Annotated in this window: 18 protein-coding genes; 8 read left to right on the top strand and 10 right to left on the bottom strand. The window is 63.0% G+C overall.

Features of this window, described 5'->3' with window-relative positions; all coding sequences use genetic code 11:
* Window positions 1–50: 50 nt before the first annotated feature.
* Window positions 51–635, top strand: coding sequence for a DUF3617 domain-containing protein (locus O3301_RS26235; RefSeq protein ID WP_289912008.1), 585 nt, complete (start codon window positions 51–53; stop codon window positions 633–635).
* Here O3301_RS26235 and O3301_RS26240 read toward each other — a convergent pair.
* On the bottom strand, window positions 623–1,684 hold the full coding sequence (locus tag O3301_RS26240) for a porin (RefSeq protein WP_289919120.1): 1,062 nt from the start codon (window positions 1,682–1,684) through the stop codon (window positions 623–625). The two genes, O3301_RS26235 and O3301_RS26240, sit on opposite strands and share 13 nt — an antisense overlap.
* A gap of 367 nt (window positions 1,685–2,051) precedes the next feature.
* Here O3301_RS26240 and O3301_RS26245 point away from each other — a divergent pair, with 367 nt between their 5' ends.
* The 4 genes from O3301_RS26245 (at window position 2,052) to O3301_RS26260 (ending at window position 6,180) form a co-directional block, all read left to right on the top strand.
* Window positions 2,052–4,163, top strand: a complete 2,112-nt coding sequence (locus tag O3301_RS26245; protein ID WP_289906467.1) for a site-specific recombinase — start codon at window positions 2,052–2,054, stop codon at window positions 4,161–4,163.
* 11 nt (window positions 4,164–4,174) lie between these two features.
* Entirely contained in the window at window positions 4,175–5,551 is a 1,377-nt protein-coding gene (gene cls, locus O3301_RS26250; RefSeq protein WP_369811612.1) for a cardiolipin synthase, read from the top strand.
* A 97-nt stretch (window positions 5,552–5,648) separates the two neighbouring features.
* A complete protein-coding gene (locus tag O3301_RS26255) occupies window positions 5,649–5,894 on the top strand; it encodes a type II toxin-antitoxin system ParD family antitoxin (protein WP_305057889.1) in 246 nt (81 codons plus the stop codon).
* Window positions 5,887–6,180, top strand: a complete 294-nt coding sequence (locus O3301_RS26260; protein ID WP_305057890.1) for a type II toxin-antitoxin system RelE/ParE family toxin — start codon at window positions 5,887–5,889, stop codon at window positions 6,178–6,180. The genes O3301_RS26255 and O3301_RS26260 overlap by 8 nt, the downstream gene beginning before the upstream one ends.
* A gap of 11 nt (window positions 6,181–6,191) precedes the next feature.
* On the opposite strand, the gene O3301_RS26265 is transcribed toward O3301_RS26260, so the two are convergent.
* The 3 genes from O3301_RS26265 to O3301_RS26275 are packed head-to-tail and all read right to left on the bottom strand — an operon-like array spanning window position 6,192 to window position 8,694.
* Window positions 6,192–7,010 (bottom strand): metallophosphoesterase, encoded by an 819-nt coding sequence (locus O3301_RS26265; protein WP_305057891.1) that lies wholly within the window; start codon window positions 7,008–7,010, stop codon window positions 6,192–6,194.
* A gap of 4 nt (window positions 7,011–7,014) precedes the next feature.
* Complete coding sequence (locus O3301_RS26270; RefSeq protein WP_305057953.1) at window positions 7,015–7,923, bottom strand: diacylglycerol kinase family protein; 909 nt, start codon at window positions 7,921–7,923, stop codon at window positions 7,015–7,017.
* A 12-nt stretch (window positions 7,924–7,935) separates the two neighbouring features.
* A complete protein-coding gene (locus O3301_RS26275; protein WP_305057892.1) occupies window positions 7,936–8,694 on the bottom strand; it encodes a phosphatase PAP2 family protein in 759 nt (252 codons plus the stop codon).
* A gap of 141 nt (window positions 8,695–8,835) precedes the next feature.
* Here O3301_RS26275 and O3301_RS26280 point away from each other — a divergent pair, with 141 nt between their 5' ends.
* Window positions 8,836–9,060: a hypothetical protein gene (locus O3301_RS26280; protein ID WP_010396348.1), complete on the top strand. Its 225-nt coding sequence runs from the start codon at window positions 8,836–8,838 to the stop codon at window positions 9,058–9,060.
* Between the two features lie 106 nt (window positions 9,061–9,166).
* Here the strand turns inward: O3301_RS26280 and O3301_RS26285 are convergent, their stop codons facing one another.
* The 3 genes from O3301_RS26285 to O3301_RS26295 all read right to left on the bottom strand — a co-directional run bounded on the left by O3301_RS26285 (window position 9,167) and on the right by O3301_RS26295 (window position 13,193).
* Entirely contained in the window at window positions 9,167–10,327 is a 1,161-nt protein-coding gene (locus O3301_RS26285) for an AI-2E family transporter (RefSeq protein ID WP_305057893.1), read from the bottom strand.
* 89 nt (window positions 10,328–10,416) lie between these two features.
* Window positions 10,417–11,607: a DUF1501 domain-containing protein gene (locus tag O3301_RS26290; RefSeq protein ID WP_305057894.1), complete on the bottom strand. Its 1,191-nt coding sequence runs from the start codon at window positions 11,605–11,607 to the stop codon at window positions 10,417–10,419.
* 20 nt (window positions 11,608–11,627) lie between these two features.
* A complete protein-coding gene (locus O3301_RS26295) occupies window positions 11,628–13,193 on the bottom strand; it encodes a DUF1800 domain-containing protein (protein WP_305057895.1) in 1,566 nt (521 codons plus the stop codon).
* Window positions 13,194–13,442: 249 nt separating this feature from the next.
* Between O3301_RS26295 and O3301_RS26300 the strand changes: the two genes are divergently transcribed.
* On the top strand, window positions 13,443–13,820 hold the full coding sequence (locus tag O3301_RS26300) for a cytochrome c (RefSeq protein ID WP_077401501.1): 378 nt from the start codon (window positions 13,443–13,445) through the stop codon (window positions 13,818–13,820).
* A 24-nt stretch (window positions 13,821–13,844) separates the two neighbouring features.
* Here O3301_RS26300 and O3301_RS26305 read toward each other — a convergent pair whose 3' ends face one another.
* Entirely contained in the window at window positions 13,845–14,759 is a 915-nt protein-coding gene (locus O3301_RS26305) for a LysR family transcriptional regulator (protein ID WP_099664906.1), read from the bottom strand.
* Between the two features lie 95 nt (window positions 14,760–14,854).
* Between O3301_RS26305 and O3301_RS26310 the strand changes: the two genes are divergently transcribed.
* A complete protein-coding gene (locus tag O3301_RS26310; protein ID WP_305057896.1) occupies window positions 14,855–15,871 on the top strand; it encodes a zinc-binding alcohol dehydrogenase family protein in 1,017 nt (338 codons plus the stop codon).
* Here O3301_RS26310 and O3301_RS26315 read toward each other — a convergent pair whose 3' ends face one another.
* Complete coding sequence (locus tag O3301_RS26315) at window positions 15,872–17,140, bottom strand: glycerate kinase (RefSeq protein WP_305057897.1); 1,269 nt, start codon at window positions 17,138–17,140, stop codon at window positions 15,872–15,874. It abuts the gene before it with no gap.
* Window positions 17,141–17,172: 32 nt separating this feature from the next.
* Window positions 17,173–18,504, bottom strand: coding sequence for an MFS transporter (locus O3301_RS26320; RefSeq protein WP_305057898.1), 1,332 nt, complete (start codon window positions 18,502–18,504; stop codon window positions 17,173–17,175).
* Window positions 18,505–18,585: the final 81 nt, after the last annotated feature.

An 18,585-nucleotide genomic window follows, 5' to 3' on the forward strand; every position in this document is an offset into this window, starting at 1 on the left:
CCCGCTTGCCATGCCGTATGCTGGGGTCTGCCCATACCGGAGACCCCACGATGAAAAAATCCCTGCTACGCCTGACCCTGCTGGCTTGCGCCGCCTTAGGCAGCCACGCCGGCGCCCACGCCGCCGCGCCATCGCCCACCATCAAGCCGGGCCTGTGGCAAGTCGACAGCAAGATGGCGTCGCCGGACGCCGCCACCGACAACGCCATGTCCATGGTGCTGCAACAACTGGGCAACCTTCCTCCCGATCAACGCAAGCAGCTGGAAAGCATGGCGGCCAGCCGCGGCATGGCCATGCCCACCGTGGGCGCCGACGGCGCCGTGCGCGTGACGGCGTGCGTGACGCCGGACATGGCGGCGCGCAAGCAGATTCCCACAGGCCAGCCCGGTGATTGCAAGTCGAAAAACACGGACATCGCGGGCGGCATGCAGGTATCGTTCACTTGCGCCAACCCGAAATCGAGCGGCGAAGGCAAGGTCATGTTCACGGGCGACCAGGCTTTCAACATGCAACTGGCCGTGACGACCAGCGCGCGCGGCGCGCCGGAACAGGTGAATGTGACGAGCAGCGGCAAGTGGCTGGGCGCCAGCTGCCCTGCCCCGGCCCCTGCCGCGGCATCAATTCAGAAACCGTGACGGAAGCCCAGGTTGAAGGCCGCATCGCCGCGGCCGCTGTCGCTGGCATTGCCCACCGTGTAGCGGGCGCCGTTCTTGTTGTGGATCTTCGCGTAGGACGCGTAGAAATCGCTGCGCTTTGACAGGGAATACGTGAGGCCGACGGCCATCTGGCTGGCGTCGCGGTTGGCCAGGTCGCGGTCATCCTTGCGCACCCAGGACGCCAGCAGCTTGAAGCCGCCCACGGGCACGGACACGCCCAGCAAGGTGTCGCGGCTGTCCGACGACGACATCGACAGGGCCAACGCACTGTAGGCGTTGTTCGGGTCCCACGGCGAGCTGCCATAGCCCTTGTTCACGCCCACGGCGGCAAAGACGGTGGCCACTTTCAGGTCGACATTCGCCGCGATCAGGGTGTTGCGGGCCGACATGTCGATGGCGGGCAAGGTGCCGGAAGCGAGGATGAGGTTATTCTTGCGCTGGTGCGACACACTGACATTCACGGCGCCGGCCGAATAGCCGAGCGTGGCGCCATACGCGCGGTTGCTGGCGTTGCTGTACGGCGACTCGCCAAAGCTGTAGATGGCGCTGGCAGTCACGCCGCGCAAGGCGGGCGTCACGTACTTGACGGTATTGTCGTAGCGTTTCACGCTGTAGCCGGCCAAATTGCTCGCGCTGCCGGCCATGCCGCCCTTGAACGGGTCGGCCACGTCGGTCAGGGCCAGGTAGTGCGGATTGTACTGGCGCCCCAGGGTCAGCGCGCCCAGGCGGCTGTCGAGGCCCACGTAGGCCTGGCGGCCGAACAAACGGCCCTCTTCCGACTGGCCCGTGTCGTTCTGCACGCCCGCTTCCAGGGTAAATACGGCGGACACGTCATTGCCCAGCGCTTCGCGGCCCTGCACGCCCAGGCGCGAGCCGGACGCCACGCCGCCGGACACCTTGGTGTTGGCGCAATTGGCGGCGCAGCCCCGCTCGGCCACGATGCCCGCGTCGAGCACGCCGTACACGGCAACGTTAGTGGATGCGGCACTGCCTGCGCCATCGGCAGCCTGGGCCGGTGCAAAAAGCATCCACGGCCCCATCCCTATCACAGCAAGCGCAAAATACGAGGTCTGCATGATAAATATCTCGGTAACGTGAATTGAAACTTCCCGGTATTGATCAGGACATGCGCTGTGTGTCTGATCTTAGTGTTACCTTATCCTCGCTTTTTGTCCAGCCATCCGTGCGTTGTACAACAGAAACTTCAGCTTAGGCCATGAAACCGCGTCGCGTACTGACAACACGCAAGAGTGAGCATGATTCAGGCAATTTGCGGCAAAATGGCGTTAAATGCAGGCCCTGCCGTAAAGCAATGTTCGGTGGCGAACGTTGCGAGAATTGACGCAGGCGGTACACTACTGGTTTTACCGACAGCGGCTCGCCCGTTTTTTCTGCATGCTAGCTATCCTCGAACGCATTGACCCCAACTCCAGCAATATCGACTTGCTGGTGGAACTATTCAACTCACTGCGTCCCAAGCGCCCCCACGACAGCGCTACCGCGATTGCCAACGTGCGCACCCTGCGCCAGCTTCTCAAAGGTAACCCCGCGCAAGCGCGCGCCCTGCACGAATACGTGCTGCGCGTGCTGGCCGCGCGCCGCCACGCCAGCCTGTACACCGATATCGGCGTGCTGTCGAACAGCGGCTTTTTCACGGAATTGAAACGCCGCATCGCCTACCGCATGCTGCCGCCCGCCCTCGGCGACGAATACCTGAACGACGCGCTCGACCAGGTGCTGTACCTGAAGACCGATTATTTGTGGATCAGCAACGTGCCCGCCACGGACTGGCTGGAACTGTTCGACGTGCTCACCAGCGACGACATCGAACTGGCCGTCGGCGACGGCAATATCATGCTGCCAGGCATGCTCGACGCCATCCGCACCCTGTCCTACCGCGTCTGCGCCATGGGCCTGGAACCGGAATTGACGCGTTTCCATAGCGAAATCGAAGTGTTCCAGTCGCCATTCATGGTGCAAAACACGGAAGTGAACGCCTACTTGGACGCCTACACGAATCTGCTGCACGGCGATCTCGAGCACATCGAGGATGCGCGCCATTTGCTGGTGATGCTGGACCAGTGCGACGCCGTCATCGCCAAGATCCGCAAGAAGGCGCTGTACCAGGGCACCAGCATCCCCCTTACGTATTTATTGGTGGCGCTGGCGCAAAGCATCGAGCGCCTGCGCAAGCTGCTGTTCCTCGTCGACACGAGCGGCGAATTGCCGGCCTCGAACAACGTGGACATCGCCGCCATCACGGTGGACGCCACGCAAGACTTGCTGCACCCGCAACCCGTCAGCCGCCGCCGCGCGGGCGCCGTCGGGCTGGCGCTGGAACTGATCCAGGCGCACAACAACAAATACAAGGTCAGCGACCTGTTTTCCGACAATATCAACTTGCTGGCGCGCAATGTGACGGAAAACGCCAGCCGCACGGGCGAGCATTACATCGCGGAAAACCGCCGCGAGATGGGCGCCATGTTCCTCTCGTCCGCGGGCGCGGGCGTGATCATCGGCTTCATGGCCCTGTTCAAGATATTGATGTCCTACCTGCGCTCGGCGCCGCTGGTCGAAGCGTTCATGTTCAGCATGAATTACTCGATCGGCTTCATGTTCATCCACTTGCTGCACTTCACGGTGGCCACCAAGCAGCCGGCCATGACGGCGTCGCGCATCGCAGCCGGCCTGCACAGCAAGGATGGACGGAATATCGACCTCGACAGCATGGCGGAATTGATCAATAAAGTGTTCCGCACGCAAAACATGGCCGTGCTGGGCAACCTGGCCACGGCCATCCCCACGGCGTGGCTGATCGCGCTCGGCTACAAGGCGATCACCGGGCACAACCTGGTGACGCCCGAGAAGGCCATGCGCTTGCTGCACGATATCGATCCCATCGGCAGCCCCGCGATCTTTTACGCCATGATCGCCGGCGTGTGCCTGTTCGTCGCCGGCCTGATTTCCGGCTACTACGACAACCAGGCCCTGTACACGCGCTGGGCGCAGCGCATCGCGCAATTGCGCGGCCTGGGCCGCGTCATCGGCCAGGAACGCCTGCAGCGGCTGGGTTTGTACCTGGAAAACAACCTGGGCGGGCTGATGGGTAACTTCTATTTCGGTATTCTGCTCGGTTCCATCGGCACCCTGGGTTTCCTGATCGGCTTGCCGATCGATATCCGCCACATCACCTTCTCGGCCGCCAACTTCGCCACCGCGCTGGTGGGCCTGGACCACAACATGAGCTGGCAACTGGCCGTCAAGTCGCTGTCGGGCATCTTCGCCATCGGCACGGCCAACCTGCTGGTGAGCTTCGGCCTGGCCCTGTGGGTGGCCCTGCGTTCGCGCCAGGTACGCTTCAAGCACGGCATGCAATTGCTGAAGATCCTGGGCAAGCGCTTCCTGCGCTCGCCCATCGTCTTCTTCTTCGGCTCGAAAAACCCGCCACCTTTGGCATTGGCCGATGACTCGGCAAACCTGTCACCCACGACCAAGGCTCAAAAATGACCGCCAGGCGCATGCAACCCTGCCTCACCGCCCTACTGCTGTGCTGGACCCTGGCTGCATGCGCCTCGCTGCCCAATGTCAAGAACCTCAACACCACCCTGGAACCCGTGGCCAAGCCCAAGGTCATCACGGGCAAAGGCGCCGTGCTGAACGTCAACAGCCGCGCCGCCCTGCTCAACAAGCGCTGGGCGAAGTCCGGCATGGACTTGAAAGCCCAGGCCGCGCTGGAAGAGGCGGCCACGGGCGTACCTTTGATCAAGGGCAACAAGGTGACCCTGCTGTTTGACGGCCCGCAAACGATGGAAGCCATGTTCCAGGCCATCAGCGAAGCGAAGAACAGCATTAACCTGGAAACGTATATCTTCGACCAGGACCCGCTGGGCCTGAAGTTTGCCGACATGCTCATCGAAAAGCAGCAGGCGGGCGTGACGGTCAACGTCATCTACGACAGCGTGGGCACCCTCGGCGTGCCGCAGGCGTTCTTCGAGCGCATGCGCGCGGCCGGCGTGCACCTGGTGGCCTTCAACCCCGTCAATCCCGCCAAGCTCAAGGGCGACGACTGGAAGATCAACAACCGCGACCACCGCAAGGTGCTGATCGTCGACGGCAAGACGGCGTTTACGGGCGGCGTCAACATCAGCGACACCTATGCGAAAAGCTCGCTGTTCCGCTCCAAGAACAAGTCCGCCGACAAGAGCGACGTGGGCTGGCGCGATACCCACGTGAAAGTGGAAGGCCCGGCGGTGGCCGCCTTCCAGTGGCTGTTCATCCGCACCTGGGCCCAGCAAGACCAGGCCGACTTGCCGGACGCGAATTACTTCCCCACCCTGTCGGAAGTGGGCGACAAGCTGGTGCGCGTCGTGGCCAGCGAGCCGGACGGCGGCTTCGAAATCTACAAGGCGTATATCCTGGCCATCCAGGAAGCAAAAAAATCCATCCACATCACGTCCGCCTATTTCGTGCCCGACCAGCAGACGGTCGACGCGCTGGTGGCCGCCGCGAAACGGGGCGTGGACGTCACCGTGGTGCTGCCCGGCGTGTCCGACAGCGGCCTCGTGTTCCATGCGGGACACGCGCTGTACGACAAGCTGCTGGCCGGCGGCATCCGCATCTTCCACTTGAAACTGGCCGTGCTGCACGCCAAGACGGCCGTCATCGACGGCGCCTGGTCGACGGTCGGCTCGACCAACATCGACATGCGCAGCTTCCTGCACAACAGCGAACTGAACGTGATCGTGCTGGGCGACAGCTTCGGCCGCGAAATGGAAAACGCCTTCCAGGAAGACTTGCGCGACTCGGAAGAGATCACCAGGGCGAAATGGGAAACCCGGCCGATTGCCGACCGCATGAAGGAGTGGGCGGCCCGCTTCATGAATTACTGGCTGTAGGCATGTAATTCGGCGACTGGATATTCGCACGGATATACACTATATTGCACCAATAGTATGACGATCGTCGTACTACTCATTTCTGGAGTTGACCACCATGGGCACCGTGCGCAAGACCATTACCTTGACGGACCAGCAAGACGAGTGGATCAAGGAGCAAATCGCCGCCGGGCGCTATACCAACGACAGCGAGTACATCCGCGACTTGATCCGGCGTGAACAGCAGCGCAGCGCCGAACTCGATGCGATCCGTGCGGCGCTGATGGAAGGCGAGGCAAGCGGCGACCCCCAACCTTTCGACGCCAGGGCATTCAAGCAGAGAATGCTGGCAACGCATGGCTGAATACCGGCTGACGCCCGCTGCCGAGCAAGATCTTGAGGCGATATGGGAATATACGTCACAGCGCTGGGGTGTACAGCAAGCCAGTCATTATCTTGACAGCATGACGGCGGCCTTTGGCGACCTGGCACGTGCACCCGAGGCAGCACCGGGATGCGAGCAAATCCGGCCCGGCTACCGGCGCCGCAAGGTCGGGAAGCACATGATTTATTTTCGCGTCACGCCCTATGGCATTGCCATCGTCCGCATCCTGCATGACCGCATGGATCCAGCACGCCATCTGTCGTAAAACACCCTCCCTTACAGCGGCCGCAAGCTGGCCCACACGCCGCCCTGGCGCGCGAATGCTTCCGTGCTGATTTTTTCAAAGTCGGCGCTGTCTTCATTCCAGCTGTAGCGCTCAACGCGGATACAACTGTTTTCCACGCGCAGCACGTTGAAGGAATTCGATTCGCCCCTGCCCCGCGTGGACGTGGCCGTGCCCGCCTGCACCATCAGGGCAGCGTAGCCGGCGATCTTGTAGCGCTCGGCCGTGTTGCCCGCCACACTGGCGTGCAAGTGCCCGGCCAGCAATAGATCCACGCCGCATTCGGAAAACATTTGCAGCGCCAGCGGCGCACGGTCGACCAGATCATCGTCGTCGAAGTGCTCGGGCAAGTCAAATGGATGATGCGTGACGATGATGCGCGTCAAACCGGGCGGCAAACGGCCCAGGCGTTCGCGCAGGAAAGCGATCTGTTCGTGGCTGATGCGGCCATCCTTGAAGGTCAGCGAGCGGGCCGTATTGATGCCCAGCACGGCGATTTCCTCGTCCACATATTCGGGCGACAAATCGTCCGTCACATGGCGCCGGTATTTCACCAGCGGTGTCAGGAAGCGGGAAAAGACGTTATACAGAGGCACGTCATGGTTGCCCGGCACGACGATCTGCGGCCCCGGCAAGCTGTCGAGAAACTGCCGCGCTTGCTGGAACTGGGCGCTGCGGGCCCGTTGCGTCAAATCGCCCGACACCACCACGACGTCCGGTTCCAGGCGCTCGACGAGCGCGCGCAAGGGCGCCAGCAAGTCTGCGTCGACCTTGCCAAAATGCAAGTCGGACAAATGCACGATGGTACGCATGGCCTTACTCCCCGGAAGGTGCCGGCGCAGGCACCAGTACCGTCAGCGCGGCGGGGTGGATGCGGTACTGCAGCGGCGTATTCATGACGGTCACTTCGCCATCCGTGGCCACGCGCAGGCGCCGGTGCTTCGTGGCGATTTCTAGGTCGGTCGCCGTCAGCACGTCGAAGTCCTTGGCCTGCGACAACCTGCCGAACAGCGCATGCAAGGCCAGCTTCAGCAATCCCAGGCGGCCCGGACGCTGCGCCACGTACAGGCTCAGCTGGCCGCCATCGAGCCGTTCGCGCTCGCCGATATTCAAGCCTTCCATCAGGTATTCATTGTTACCGATAAAGACAAACGGCGTGCGCCGCGCATGCACGGCGTCCTTCAGTTTCAATTGCACGCTGAGGAAGGGATAGCGGCGCAACGCGGCCACCAGCGCCCAGCTGAACGCCAGCCACTTGCCCCGTCCCAGCCGGCGCTGCTGCTTTTCGCGGTCGCGCACGATATCGGGATACAGGCCCAGGCTGGAATTGTTCAGGAAGATGCGGCCATTGACTTCACCCACGTCGACCTGGTGCGGCACGCCCTGCGCCACGTTGGCGATCGCCGCATCGAGTTCGAGCGGAATATTCAAGTCCTTGGCGAAATGGTTCAGGGTACCCAGCGGCAAGACGCCAAACGGCGTGCCGCTGCCGACAACGACGGACGCGACAGCATTGATGGTGCCGTCGCCGCCACCGGCCACGACGATGGGCGCGCCATCGCGCAGCGCTTGCCCGGCCGTGGCGATCATGTCGGCGCCGCTGGCGGCCAGGGTGATGGCGGCGTCGAGCCCCACGGCGGCGAATTTCGCTTCGAGCTGCTGCGCCCAGTCGGGCGCATAGCCGCAACCGGCGCCCGCATTGATGATGACTGCAATCTTGCTCAGGATGGTTTCCCCTTAACTGGTTTGCCGGATATGCCGGCGGCGGCGCAGGGTCGACACGCCGGCGATGCAGATGGCCAGCCAGCCATAGCTTTCCGCCATGGCCGCCAGCACATCGCTCAGGTAATGCGCGCCCAGGTAAATGCGGCTGAAACCCACGAGTGAGGCCATCAGGAAGGCGCCCAGCGCGATAGCGATGCGCTTGCCCCACGCACCCGGCGCCGTCTGGCAAATCAGGTAGGCGGCCAGCAAGCCGTACAGGGCCGTCGAGGTGGCCGTATGACCGCTGGGAAAGCTGTACGTGCTCAGGGCCGTCTGCAGGATGGGCTCGTCAAAGCTGGGCCGCGCGCGCACAAAAATGTACTTTAGCAGCAGGTTCAAAAACATGACGCCCGGCATGGTGATGACCAGGGTAAACAGCCAGTAGCTGGCGCCCTTGCGGTGCAGATACCAGCCCAGCAAGACAGCCAGGGTGATGGCGCCGATCACGCCATGCATGTGCGTGACGACCAGCAGGCAGCTGGTGATCCACGGCACGGCATGCTGGTTGAACCACTGCGCCACCTGCAAGTCGATCACGGTAATTTGCTGCATGCCCATGACGGCTTCGGCGATCTCATGGAAGACCACGATGGCGACGAGCATCAGGGCCAGGCCCACCGTCATATGCAGGCCCAGTTCGCCTTCGGGCGACAGGCGCGCCTCGACGAAGCGGCGCAGTTTCGTGGTCCAGCCCGTGGTCATGCCCATGTCATTTTTCTCTTGCAAACTCATCTCTCTTTCATGTTCCCGGTACTGATCAAAAAAACCACACCAGCAAAAAAATACTGTTTATTCATACAGTAGCTGTGTATTCATACAGTAGTTATGCTATTCTGATGACTCGTTCAACACATCTCCCTCAAAGGAATTGTCATGGCAACATTGAATAGCGGTTTTGGCTCACGGTTCGGCCTGGAATACGCCCCAAGCTCTTTCCTCGTCCGCATGGGCAAGCGCGAAATCCTCGTCTGCCGCGACTTCCGCAAGCGCTACTACACCGTCAATCCCTTGATCGAGTGCGGTACGGGCATCGAGCCGGGCTATGTTGAAGTGCTGCTGATGCGCCGTTGGTTGCTTATTCTATCCAAGGCACATTAAGAATGACTTTAAAACAAGGTGTTCGCACCCTGTTATCAAGTCAGCTCCGTCCGGCCACGCCGGGAACGCCTCAGTACCGGCCAGCGGCACGCTGACCGACCCCTCACTACTGTGTGCGTTCCAGCGCGGCCGGGCTGGCAGGTGTTTCGGCAGCTGTGCCGGCAAGTGTGTCGGCACCTGCATCGGCAGCTGTGCTGGAAGGCATGTTGGCCGGCGGTACGCGGTCAGTCGCATTCGCTTCGTACCACAAGGTAACAAATAGCACCATCACGACAGGGCCGATGAACAAGCCCACGAGGCCCAGGGTTTCCACGCCCCCCAGGATGCCGAACAGCACGGCCAGGAAGGGCAAGCGGGTGGCGTTGCCGATCATGCCGGGGCGCACGAAGTGGTCGGCAACAAACAGCACCACGGTGCCCCAGGCGGCCACGCCGATGGCGGCGCCCACATTGCCCTGGAACACCAGCAAGGCGGCCGCGCATCCATACGCGAGCGGCGCGCCAAACGGGATGATGGCCAGGATGCCCGTGGCAAACGCCCACAGGGCCGGTGACGGCAAGCGGGCGATGGCATAGGCGATGCCGATCAGCACGCCTTCGGCCAGGCCCACCAGCACCAGGCCGTTGACGGTCGCGCGGATGGCCGTGGGGATCTTTTGCGCATAGCGGCCCCACCGTTCGGGACGCAAAAAATGGCTGCCGACGGCCGTGATCTGGCGCGTCAGCGCTTCACCATCCTTGTAAAAGAAAAACAGGCATAAAAACGCCAGGCCGAAGTCGACCAGGCGGTGGAACACGTCCGCGCCCAGCACCTTGAGCATGTCGCGCGCGGAATGAAAGCCGCCCACGGCGCTGCCCGCAAAGAAGTGGCCCAGGCCATGGGGCTGGCTCAGGGTGGCTTGCCACCAGTCGCCGATGGCGCTGCCGGCCAGCGGGACATGCGCCACCCAGTCCGGCACGGGCAAGCCGTCGGCATTCGCATGCACGACGAAATTGGCCAGCACGGGCACTTCGCGCGCCGCCTGCGCCACGCCGAACAGCACGGGAATGATGAAGATGCAGGCAAACGCCAGGGTCAGCACGGCTGCCGCGACGATGGTGCGCTGCCCCAGCGCCGCGCGCACGCGCACATACAAAGGCCAGGTGGCCACGCACAGGATGCCGGCCCACACGAGCGGCAAAAAGAAACGCTGCATGACGAAGGCCGTCACGGCGATCAGGGCCAGGGAAAAGCCTGCGCTGACAATGTCGCGCTGGGTATCGTTCATGCTGCTCCATTCGTGCCCGGCGCCATGGGCCGCCAGTATTCGCTATGCGCCAGTTGCGCAGGCGTAGCGTAACACGGAGATTCGCCGATTTACACGAGGCCCAGTTCCGCCGGTTTCACGCCGGCAAACACGTGGTCGAGTTGCGCCGGCGTCAAGCCGAAGGTGCGGCGCAGCAAGCCGCCCAGCACGGCCCGGTATTCATTCAGCACGGGCATGTCGCGGTTCTGGAACAGGTTTGCCTGCGCAATCGCCACTTGCTCGCCCGCCACCTGCTTGCCCTTGATCCCGCCGCCCAGCACCCAGAACACGCTGCCGTGGCCGTGATCCGTGCCGCGGTTGCCGTTTTCACGGAAGGTGCGGCCAAATTCGCTGACGACGACGACGACGGTATTGCGCCAGGCGCTGCCCATTTCCTGCGAAAACGCGGCCAGTCCCCGTCCCAGTTCATCGAAGCGCCCCGCCAGGTAGCCGCTGGCGCCACCCTGCCCCACGTGCGTATCCCAGCCGCCCACATCGACGAAGCCGAGGTTGTACTTGTCCTTCATCAAACGGGCGATGCGCTGCGCTTCCAGCTCAAAACCCTTGGTACTGATGGCGTTGCGGTTGGCCGCCTGCATTTCCCCCGTCAATTCCTTCGTCACATCGTCGCGCACGACAAAGCCGGCGCTGACGGGTTGCTGCAGGGGCGTGCCCCGGTACATGGCGGCGATGATCTGGCTTTGACGCGCATCAATGCCGGACTTGCCCACGGAGCGCAGCGCCATGTTCGGCACTTGCACGCCGCCCTGGAAGATCAGCGGCAGCTGGTCGGTGAAAGCGATGGCGGGGCCGGTCTTGCTGCCATTCAAGGTCTGCACGAGGCGGTTCAGGAAACCCGAACGGAAGTCGCGCCGCGTGTTGATCTCTTGTCCCAGCTCGATGGTATCCTGCGTCTCGAAATGGCTGCGCGTCAAATCCGTCGTGCCCGCGAACGGGATGAAGGCCGCCTCGCCGCCCGTGAACATGGGATAAATGCTCTCGCGCAAGGCCGGATGCAAGGCCCAGTCGGCGGTCAAGGCCAGCGCGCCGTTTTCCTCGCCCGGTTTCGCGATGGCGATATTCGGCCGCGCCGCATAGTAAAAATCGCTGCCGACCGGCACCAGCAGATTATTCGCGTCATAGCCGCCGCGCAGGAAGACGAACAGCAGCTTCGCATCCGTGGCGGGTGCGGCCAGCATGCTGCCCGCGTGAGTGAACAAGGGTGCGGCGGCCAGGGCTTTCAACAGGTCACGACGATTCATGGCAATCCTCCAATTTCAACTTAGCGGTGCATCATTTCCGGCGAGGAAAGAAGAAATGTATTCCACTCCTGCGGCGAAGCGGCCTGATCCAGTGCCTGGCGCGTGGCCGGACTCAAGCCTGGCTGCAGCGACTGGTAATACAGGGCGCTGGCCAGTTGCGGGAACGCTACTTTTTCCTGCGGCTGCGGGCCATCCGTCTTGAACAGGCCTGCGCTGCCCGAACCGATGGTGCGGGCGATATCGAAGCGCGTCGTCATTTGCCCCGGACTGGCCCAGGAAGCGTCCGTCAGCGGATAGCCATCGGGCGTCTGGCGTCCGTACAGGGGCTGGCCCATGCGCGACAGCCAGTTCAGCATGGGTCCCGCATTCAGGATGGGCTTGTCGTCATAGCTGAGGCGCACGGCCGATACGACATAATGCATGGGGTCCTTGAATTTCTTGCCCAGCGATTGCCTGAATTCGGGGCTGTCGAACATGGTTTGCAGCACGTCGGCGATCAAGCCGTCGCTGCGCTGGAAGGTGGCCGCCATGCGCGCCACCAGCGGTGCGGGCGGGTTATCGCCGACGAAATACTGGGCCAGCTTGCCGCTGATAAAGTGCGCCGTGGCGGGACTGCGGCTCAGGCGGTCCAGCGCTTCATCGAGCTCGGCCAGGCCCCTGCCCTTCACCGTTTGCCCGAGGAATTGCTTGTCGCCGTAATCGTGGCGGTTGGGGTTGAACTCGAACAAGCCCCGGCGCACGTATTGCGACTGCAGCGCCGGCTTCACTTTCGGCGTGTCCGCTCCCAGGTTCACGCCCACGCCCGTCAGGATGCGCGCCAGTTCCTGCACGTCCATCTGGCTATAGCCGCCGTTCACGCCCAGCGTATGCAGCTCCATCAGCTCGCGCGCATAGTTTTCATTGATGCGCTTGGCGGCATTGGCTTCATTGTCCAGGTAGCGCAGCATGGCCGGGTGGTGGACGGTGGCGCCCAGCAAGTCACGGAATTTCCCCAGAGCATGTGGCGCGATGGCGTTCGCCTCGTAATCGCCCACCATGGCGCGCAAGTTGTGCTTGCCCTGGTGCACGCTGAAATGGTTGAGCCAAAACCAGCTCAGCTGCTGCTGCAACTGGTTCGGCGAATACACGTCCAGCAACAAGGAGCGCGTGGCCGCTTCGCGCGCCAGGCGGTTAAGTTCTTGCTGGTAATCCTTTTGCGCCTGCTGCTTCGCCATGTCGTCCATGACGCCGGCCGATTCCTTGCGCTTTTGCTCCATAGAAATCACCAATTGCTCCAGCGGCACCTGGCTGATGGTCATGGCGTCGATTTGCGCGGCGATGGCTGGCGGCAAGGCCGCTTTTCCTGGATGCAACTGCGTCCGCAGCCAGGCGTTCCAGCCTTTGTCCTGCACCTGGCGCACGCTGCCCCCGCTCACGCCCCAGCTGACCCGTTCCAGCATGGCGACGTCCTGCGCGGAACTGATCTGCGCGGGACTGCTCTGCCCGCGATGATCGGCCTGGGCGGCCGGTCCTGGTCCGGTCGCGGCGCAGCCGGCCAGCAAGAGCAGGGAAATCAAGGTCGTCGGCAATAGTCGGTGCGGGGTCATGGCGGTCCTTCAAGCGGTTTCATGCAGAATGCTTGAGGGTACGCCCAGGTTGACCTGCGCATGATTGCCATTTGCAACGAGTTGTAATCAGGCACGATGGTTTGCCAGCCAATCTCTCGCCGGCATGGGCACATTATGATGAATCATCTCGGATAAAATGTTATCGGGAGAATGGCTTATTGCAATGGCAGCTGCGTATTTTCTCCCGAACCAGACATTATCCATACAATACGTCCACATTAAAAAGAAATGAAAATATTATTTATCGCTGCATTAGGAACGTTATCGCTGATTCAAGCGCCGTCAGCCTTGGCGGAGAATCTGAATGGGAAAACCCTGTATGTACAGCGCTGTGCCGTGTGCCATGGCGCAGAGATCAAGGGAACGGGGCCGTTGGCGAATAAAAGCAATCCGCCTACGCCCGATCTGACCACCGCCGCCTTCAAAAAACGCCTGAAGGATTATCCGGGCGTGATCGTATCGTCGGTCATCCTTCGTCCGAATGGCGATCTGATTCCCAAGACCTTGAAAGAGAATGGCGTCAAGATTGCGCCATATGCCTGGCGGGTGAAAGACTTTCGCGATTTGAATCAATACATGAGCGATGTGATTTTAAAAAATCGCTGATATCAGATAAGCAAAGTTCCCCGGTCAATTCTGCTGTTTTAATAACTGCGCACATTTGTCGCGCAGGAAATCGCGCAACTGCAGCACCAGCGGCGTCACCTGCGCCCGGTGCGTGCAGACCAGGTGCAAGGGCGTGGCCTCGCCCGCCACGTCGGGCAACAGCGCTTGCAGGCGGCCGGCGTCCAGGTCGCCCGCCACGTCGAGCCGCGACTTATAGGCGATGCCCAGTCCCGCCACGGCCCAGCGGCGAACCAGGTCGGCGTCGTCGGCGCTGCGGTTGCCGCTCACGGACACCGTCACTTGCTCGCGCTGGGGCAGGCGGTAAAAAGTCCAGCGGTCGTGCAAGCCGTCTTCCAGCGCGAAGCGCAGGCAATTGCGCTGCGACAACTCTTCCAGCGCCAGCAAAGGGCCGTATTCGCGCAGGTAGGCGGGCGATGCCACCAGCACCCGGTCGTTGGCGGGCGCGATCGGCATGGCGATCAGGCTCGAATCGTCTTGCTGGCCATAGCGGATGGCCACGTCGACTTGCTGGCGCACCATGTCGGCCACCCGGTCGCTGACGCTGAGCTGGTAATGCAGTGTCGGATGGCGCAGCTGGAATTCGTCCAGCCAGCCCAGCATCAGATTGCGGCCCAGGTCGGAGGGCATGGCAATTTTCAAGGTTCCGCCGAAACTGTCCTTGCCGGCCAGCAGTGCATCATGGCCTGCGCGCAGCAGGCGCAAGGCTTCCCGCGCATGTTCCAGGTATTGCGTGCCTTCCGGCGTCAGGCTCAGCGAACGCGTCGTGCGGGCCAGCAGGCGCAAGCCCAACACGCCTTCCAGGCGCTTGACGGCGGCGCTGGCCAGCGCGGGCGAGATGCCGATCTCGCGCGCAGCCGCCGACAAACTGCCCCGGTCGGCGGTGCGCACAAATACCTGCAAGTCATCGAGTCGCAGCAATTTTCAGCATTCCTTTGAAAGTGTTTCGGTACGCGCCCCCTGTTTCCAGGGCGGCATTGCCACCATCATACGGTATCCACTCAACGAGGAAGCACATGAAAGCCATCGCCTACCACCACAGCCTGCCCATCACGGATGCCGACGCCCTGCTCGACATCGAGCTGCCCGTGCCCGTCGCCACGGGGCGCGACCTGCTCGTCGCCGTCAAGGCCATTTCCGTCAATCCCGTCGACACCAAGGTGCGCAAGAACCGCGCGCCGAAGGATGGCCAGCCGGAAGTGCTGGGCTGGGATGCGGCCGGCGTCGTCACGGCCGCCGGCCCCGACGCCACCCTGTTCCAGGTGGGCGACAGGGTCTGGTACGCGGGCGCCATCAACCGCCCCGGCAGCAACAGCGAATTCCAGCTGGTCGACGAGCGCATCGTCGGCCACATGCCGGCCAGCCTCGATTTCGCTCCGGCCGCCGCCCTGCCGCTGACGGCCATTACGGCCTGGGAATTGCTGTTCGACCGCTTGCAGCTCAGCCGCGACAAGAGTTTGACGGGCAAGTCGCTGCTGGTGATCGGCGCAGCCGGCGGCGTCGGCTCCGTGCTGGTGCAACTGGCGCGGCAATTGACGGGTGTCACCATCATCGGCACGGCCTCGCGCGCGGAAACGGCGGACTGGGTGAAGGAATTGGGCGCGCACCACGTGATCGATCACAGCCTGCCGCTGGCGGGGGAAATCACGCGCCTGGGTTTGCCGCCCGTCGACTATGTGATCAGCCTGAACCAGACCGACCGGCATTTCGACCAGATCGTGGAATTGATCGCGCCGCAAGGCAAGTTCGCCCTGATCGACGACCCCGAGCACATCGACGTGCGCAAGTTCAAGGGCAAGAGCGTGTCGCTGCACTGGGAACTGATGTTTACCCGTTCGCTGTTCCAGACGCCGGACATGGTCAAACAGCATGAACTACTGGAAGAGCTGGCGCAGCTGGTGGACGCCGGCGTCATCAGGACCACCCTGGCCGAGCGCTTCGGCACGATCAATGCGCAAAACCTGAAACGCGCGCATGCCCTGCTGGAAAGCAACACAGCAAAAGGAAAGATCGTGCTGGCAAGTTTCCAGTAATCAGGTAATCAGGATGGCCCGGAAATCATTGACATTCGTCAATGTCGGGCCCGTGACCACGCTGTCTCCCAGCGCCTGGAAGAAGCCGTGGCCATCGTTATTGTCCAGGCTGTCGCGGGGCTTGATGCCCAGCGCCCAGGCCCGTTGCAGGGTGTCCGGCGCCAGGACCGCGCCGGCGATGTCTTCCTGGCCGTCGACGCCATCCGTGTCGCCGGCCAGCGCGTGGATACCCTCGCGTCCATCGAGCACGATGCCCAGCGCCAGCAGGAATTCCACGTTGCGCCCGCCGCGCCCGTTGCCGCGCACGGTGACCGTCGTTTCGCCGCCCGACAGCAGCACGCACGGGGCGGGAAACGGCTGGCCCCGCTGCACCGTTTGCAGCGCGATGCCGGCCATCACCTTGCCCACGTCCCTCGCCTCGCCTTCCAGGCTGTCGCCCAATATATACGGCGTGACGCCGGCCGCGCGCGCCACCTGTGCCGCCGCTTCCAGCGCCATCTGCGGCGTGGCGATCAGGGTGGTTTGCGTGCGCGCCAGGCGGGGATCATCGGGTTTCACGGATTCGCCGCGCCCGCTTTCCAAGGTGGCGCGTATGCTGTCCGGCAAGTCCATGCCATAGCGGCGCACGATGGCCAGCGCATCCTCGCACGTCGTCGCGTCGCCCACCGTGGGGCCGGACGCGATGTCGCCCAGCTTGTCGCCGGGCACGTCGGAAATCGCCAAAGTGATGACCTGCGCCGGATGGCAGGCGGCTGCCAGGCGCCCGCCCTTGATGGCGGACAAATGGCGGCGCACGCAATTCATTTCGCCGATGGTGGCGCCGGACGCCAGCAGCGCGCGGTTCAAGGCTTGCTTGTCGGCCAAAGTGATGCCATCGAGCGGCAAGGCCAGCAGGGACGAGCCGCCGCCCGAAATCAGGCACAGCACCGTATCGTCGGCCTGCAGGTTGCCGACCAGTTCCAGCATGCGGCGCGCCGCATCCATGCCGGCCTGGTCCGGCACGGGGTGCGACGCTTCCACGATCTCGATGCGTTCGCAGGGCACGGCATAGCCGTAGCGCGTGACGACCAGCCCGGACAGCGGCCCCGGCCAGTGCCGTTCCACGGCTTGCGCCATGGCGGCCGACGCCTTGCCGGCGCCGATGACGATCAGGCGGCCCTTGAGCGCTGGCGGCAGATGGGGCGGTATGCAGTGCGATGGCTGGGCCGCTTCGATAGCGGCCTGGAACATGGCTTGCAGCAAGGCGCGCGGCGCCGGGGTGGTCGTCATGGTCAATTCCTCCGGTTCGATGGCAGCTTCGTTCAACGGTTCACGATGCGCGCGGGCACGCGCAGCACCAGTATGGCGCCCAGCAGCATGACTGCGGAAAGAATATACAGGGCCACGTCGGTGCCGCCCGTCGCATCCTTGATCCAGCCGACGAGGAAGGGGCTGACGAAGCCCGCCACCTGGCCCAGCGAATTGATCAGCGCCAGGCCGCCGGCCGCCGCCGCGCTGCCGAGAAACGCCGTCGGCAAGGGCCAGAACATGGGCAGGCCGGACAGCGCGCCCATGGTCGCCAGCGACAGGCCGATGAGGGCGACGACCACGTTGCCATGCGCCTGGGTGGCCAGCAGCAAGCCGCACAGCGCCATCAGCAGGGGGCCGCTTAAATGCCAGCGGCGTTCCTTGTGCCTGTCGGCCGAACGACCCACCCAGATCATGAAGATGCTGGCGCACAGGTAGGGAATGGCGCTGATCCAGCCCACGGCCACTGGGCTGGCGAAACCCAGCGACTTGACGATGGTGGGCAGCCAGAAGTTGATCGCGTACACGCCCATCTGAATGCAGAAATACACGAGGCCCAGCATCCACACGTGCTTGTTGCGCAGCACGCTGGCGAAGGTATCGGCCGTGTTCGCGCTGTTGCGGCGCTGGCGTTCGTCCTCGTCGAGGTCGGCGCGCAGCAGCTGCTTTTCTTCCGTATTGAGCCACTTCGCCTGGGCGATGCCGTCGTTCAGCAGCACATACACGAGAAAGCCCAGCAGCACGGTGGGGATGCCTTGCAGCAAGAACATCCATTGCCAGCCGGCCAGGCCGCCATGGCCGGCGAACGATTGCATCATCCAGCCCGACAGGGGGCTGCCCAGCAAGCCGGAAATGGGAATGGCCGACATGAACAAGCCCATGATACGGCCCCGGCGCGAAGCGGGATACCAGTTCGTAAAGTACAGCACGATGCCGGGGAAGAAACCCGCCTCGAACACGCCCGTGATGAAGCGCAGCGAGTAAAACGCGGCCGGCGTGGTGACGAACATCAGGCAGGCCGAGGCGATGCCCCAGGCGATCATCAGGGTGCCGATGACCTTGCGCGCGCCCAGGCGGTGCAGCAGCAGGTTGCTGGGCACGCCGCTGGCCACGTAGCCGATGAAGAAAATGCCGGCGCCCAGGCCGTACACGCTTTCGCTCCATTGCAGCGCATCGAGCATTTGCAGCTTGGCAAAGCCGACATTGACACGGTCCAGGTAATTGAACAGATAGCAGATGAAGATGAAGGGGATCAGATGCAAGGTGACCTTGCGGTAGGCGCCTTCGCGCACGCGGTCCTGCGCGGACGCGCCGGCGGACAGGCTGGCGCCTGGATGGGTGGTCATGGGTGTCTCCTGACTATTTTTTTATGGGATGCGACCAGCCCATCGTACAATCGCCCACAGAAACAGTCATCGTGCGGATGC

Origin of the sequence: Janthinobacterium sp. SUN211, assembly GCF_030587315.1 — a bacterium.
Classification (GTDB): Bacteria; Pseudomonadota; Gammaproteobacteria; order Burkholderiales; family Burkholderiaceae_D; genus Janthinobacterium; species Janthinobacterium kumbetense.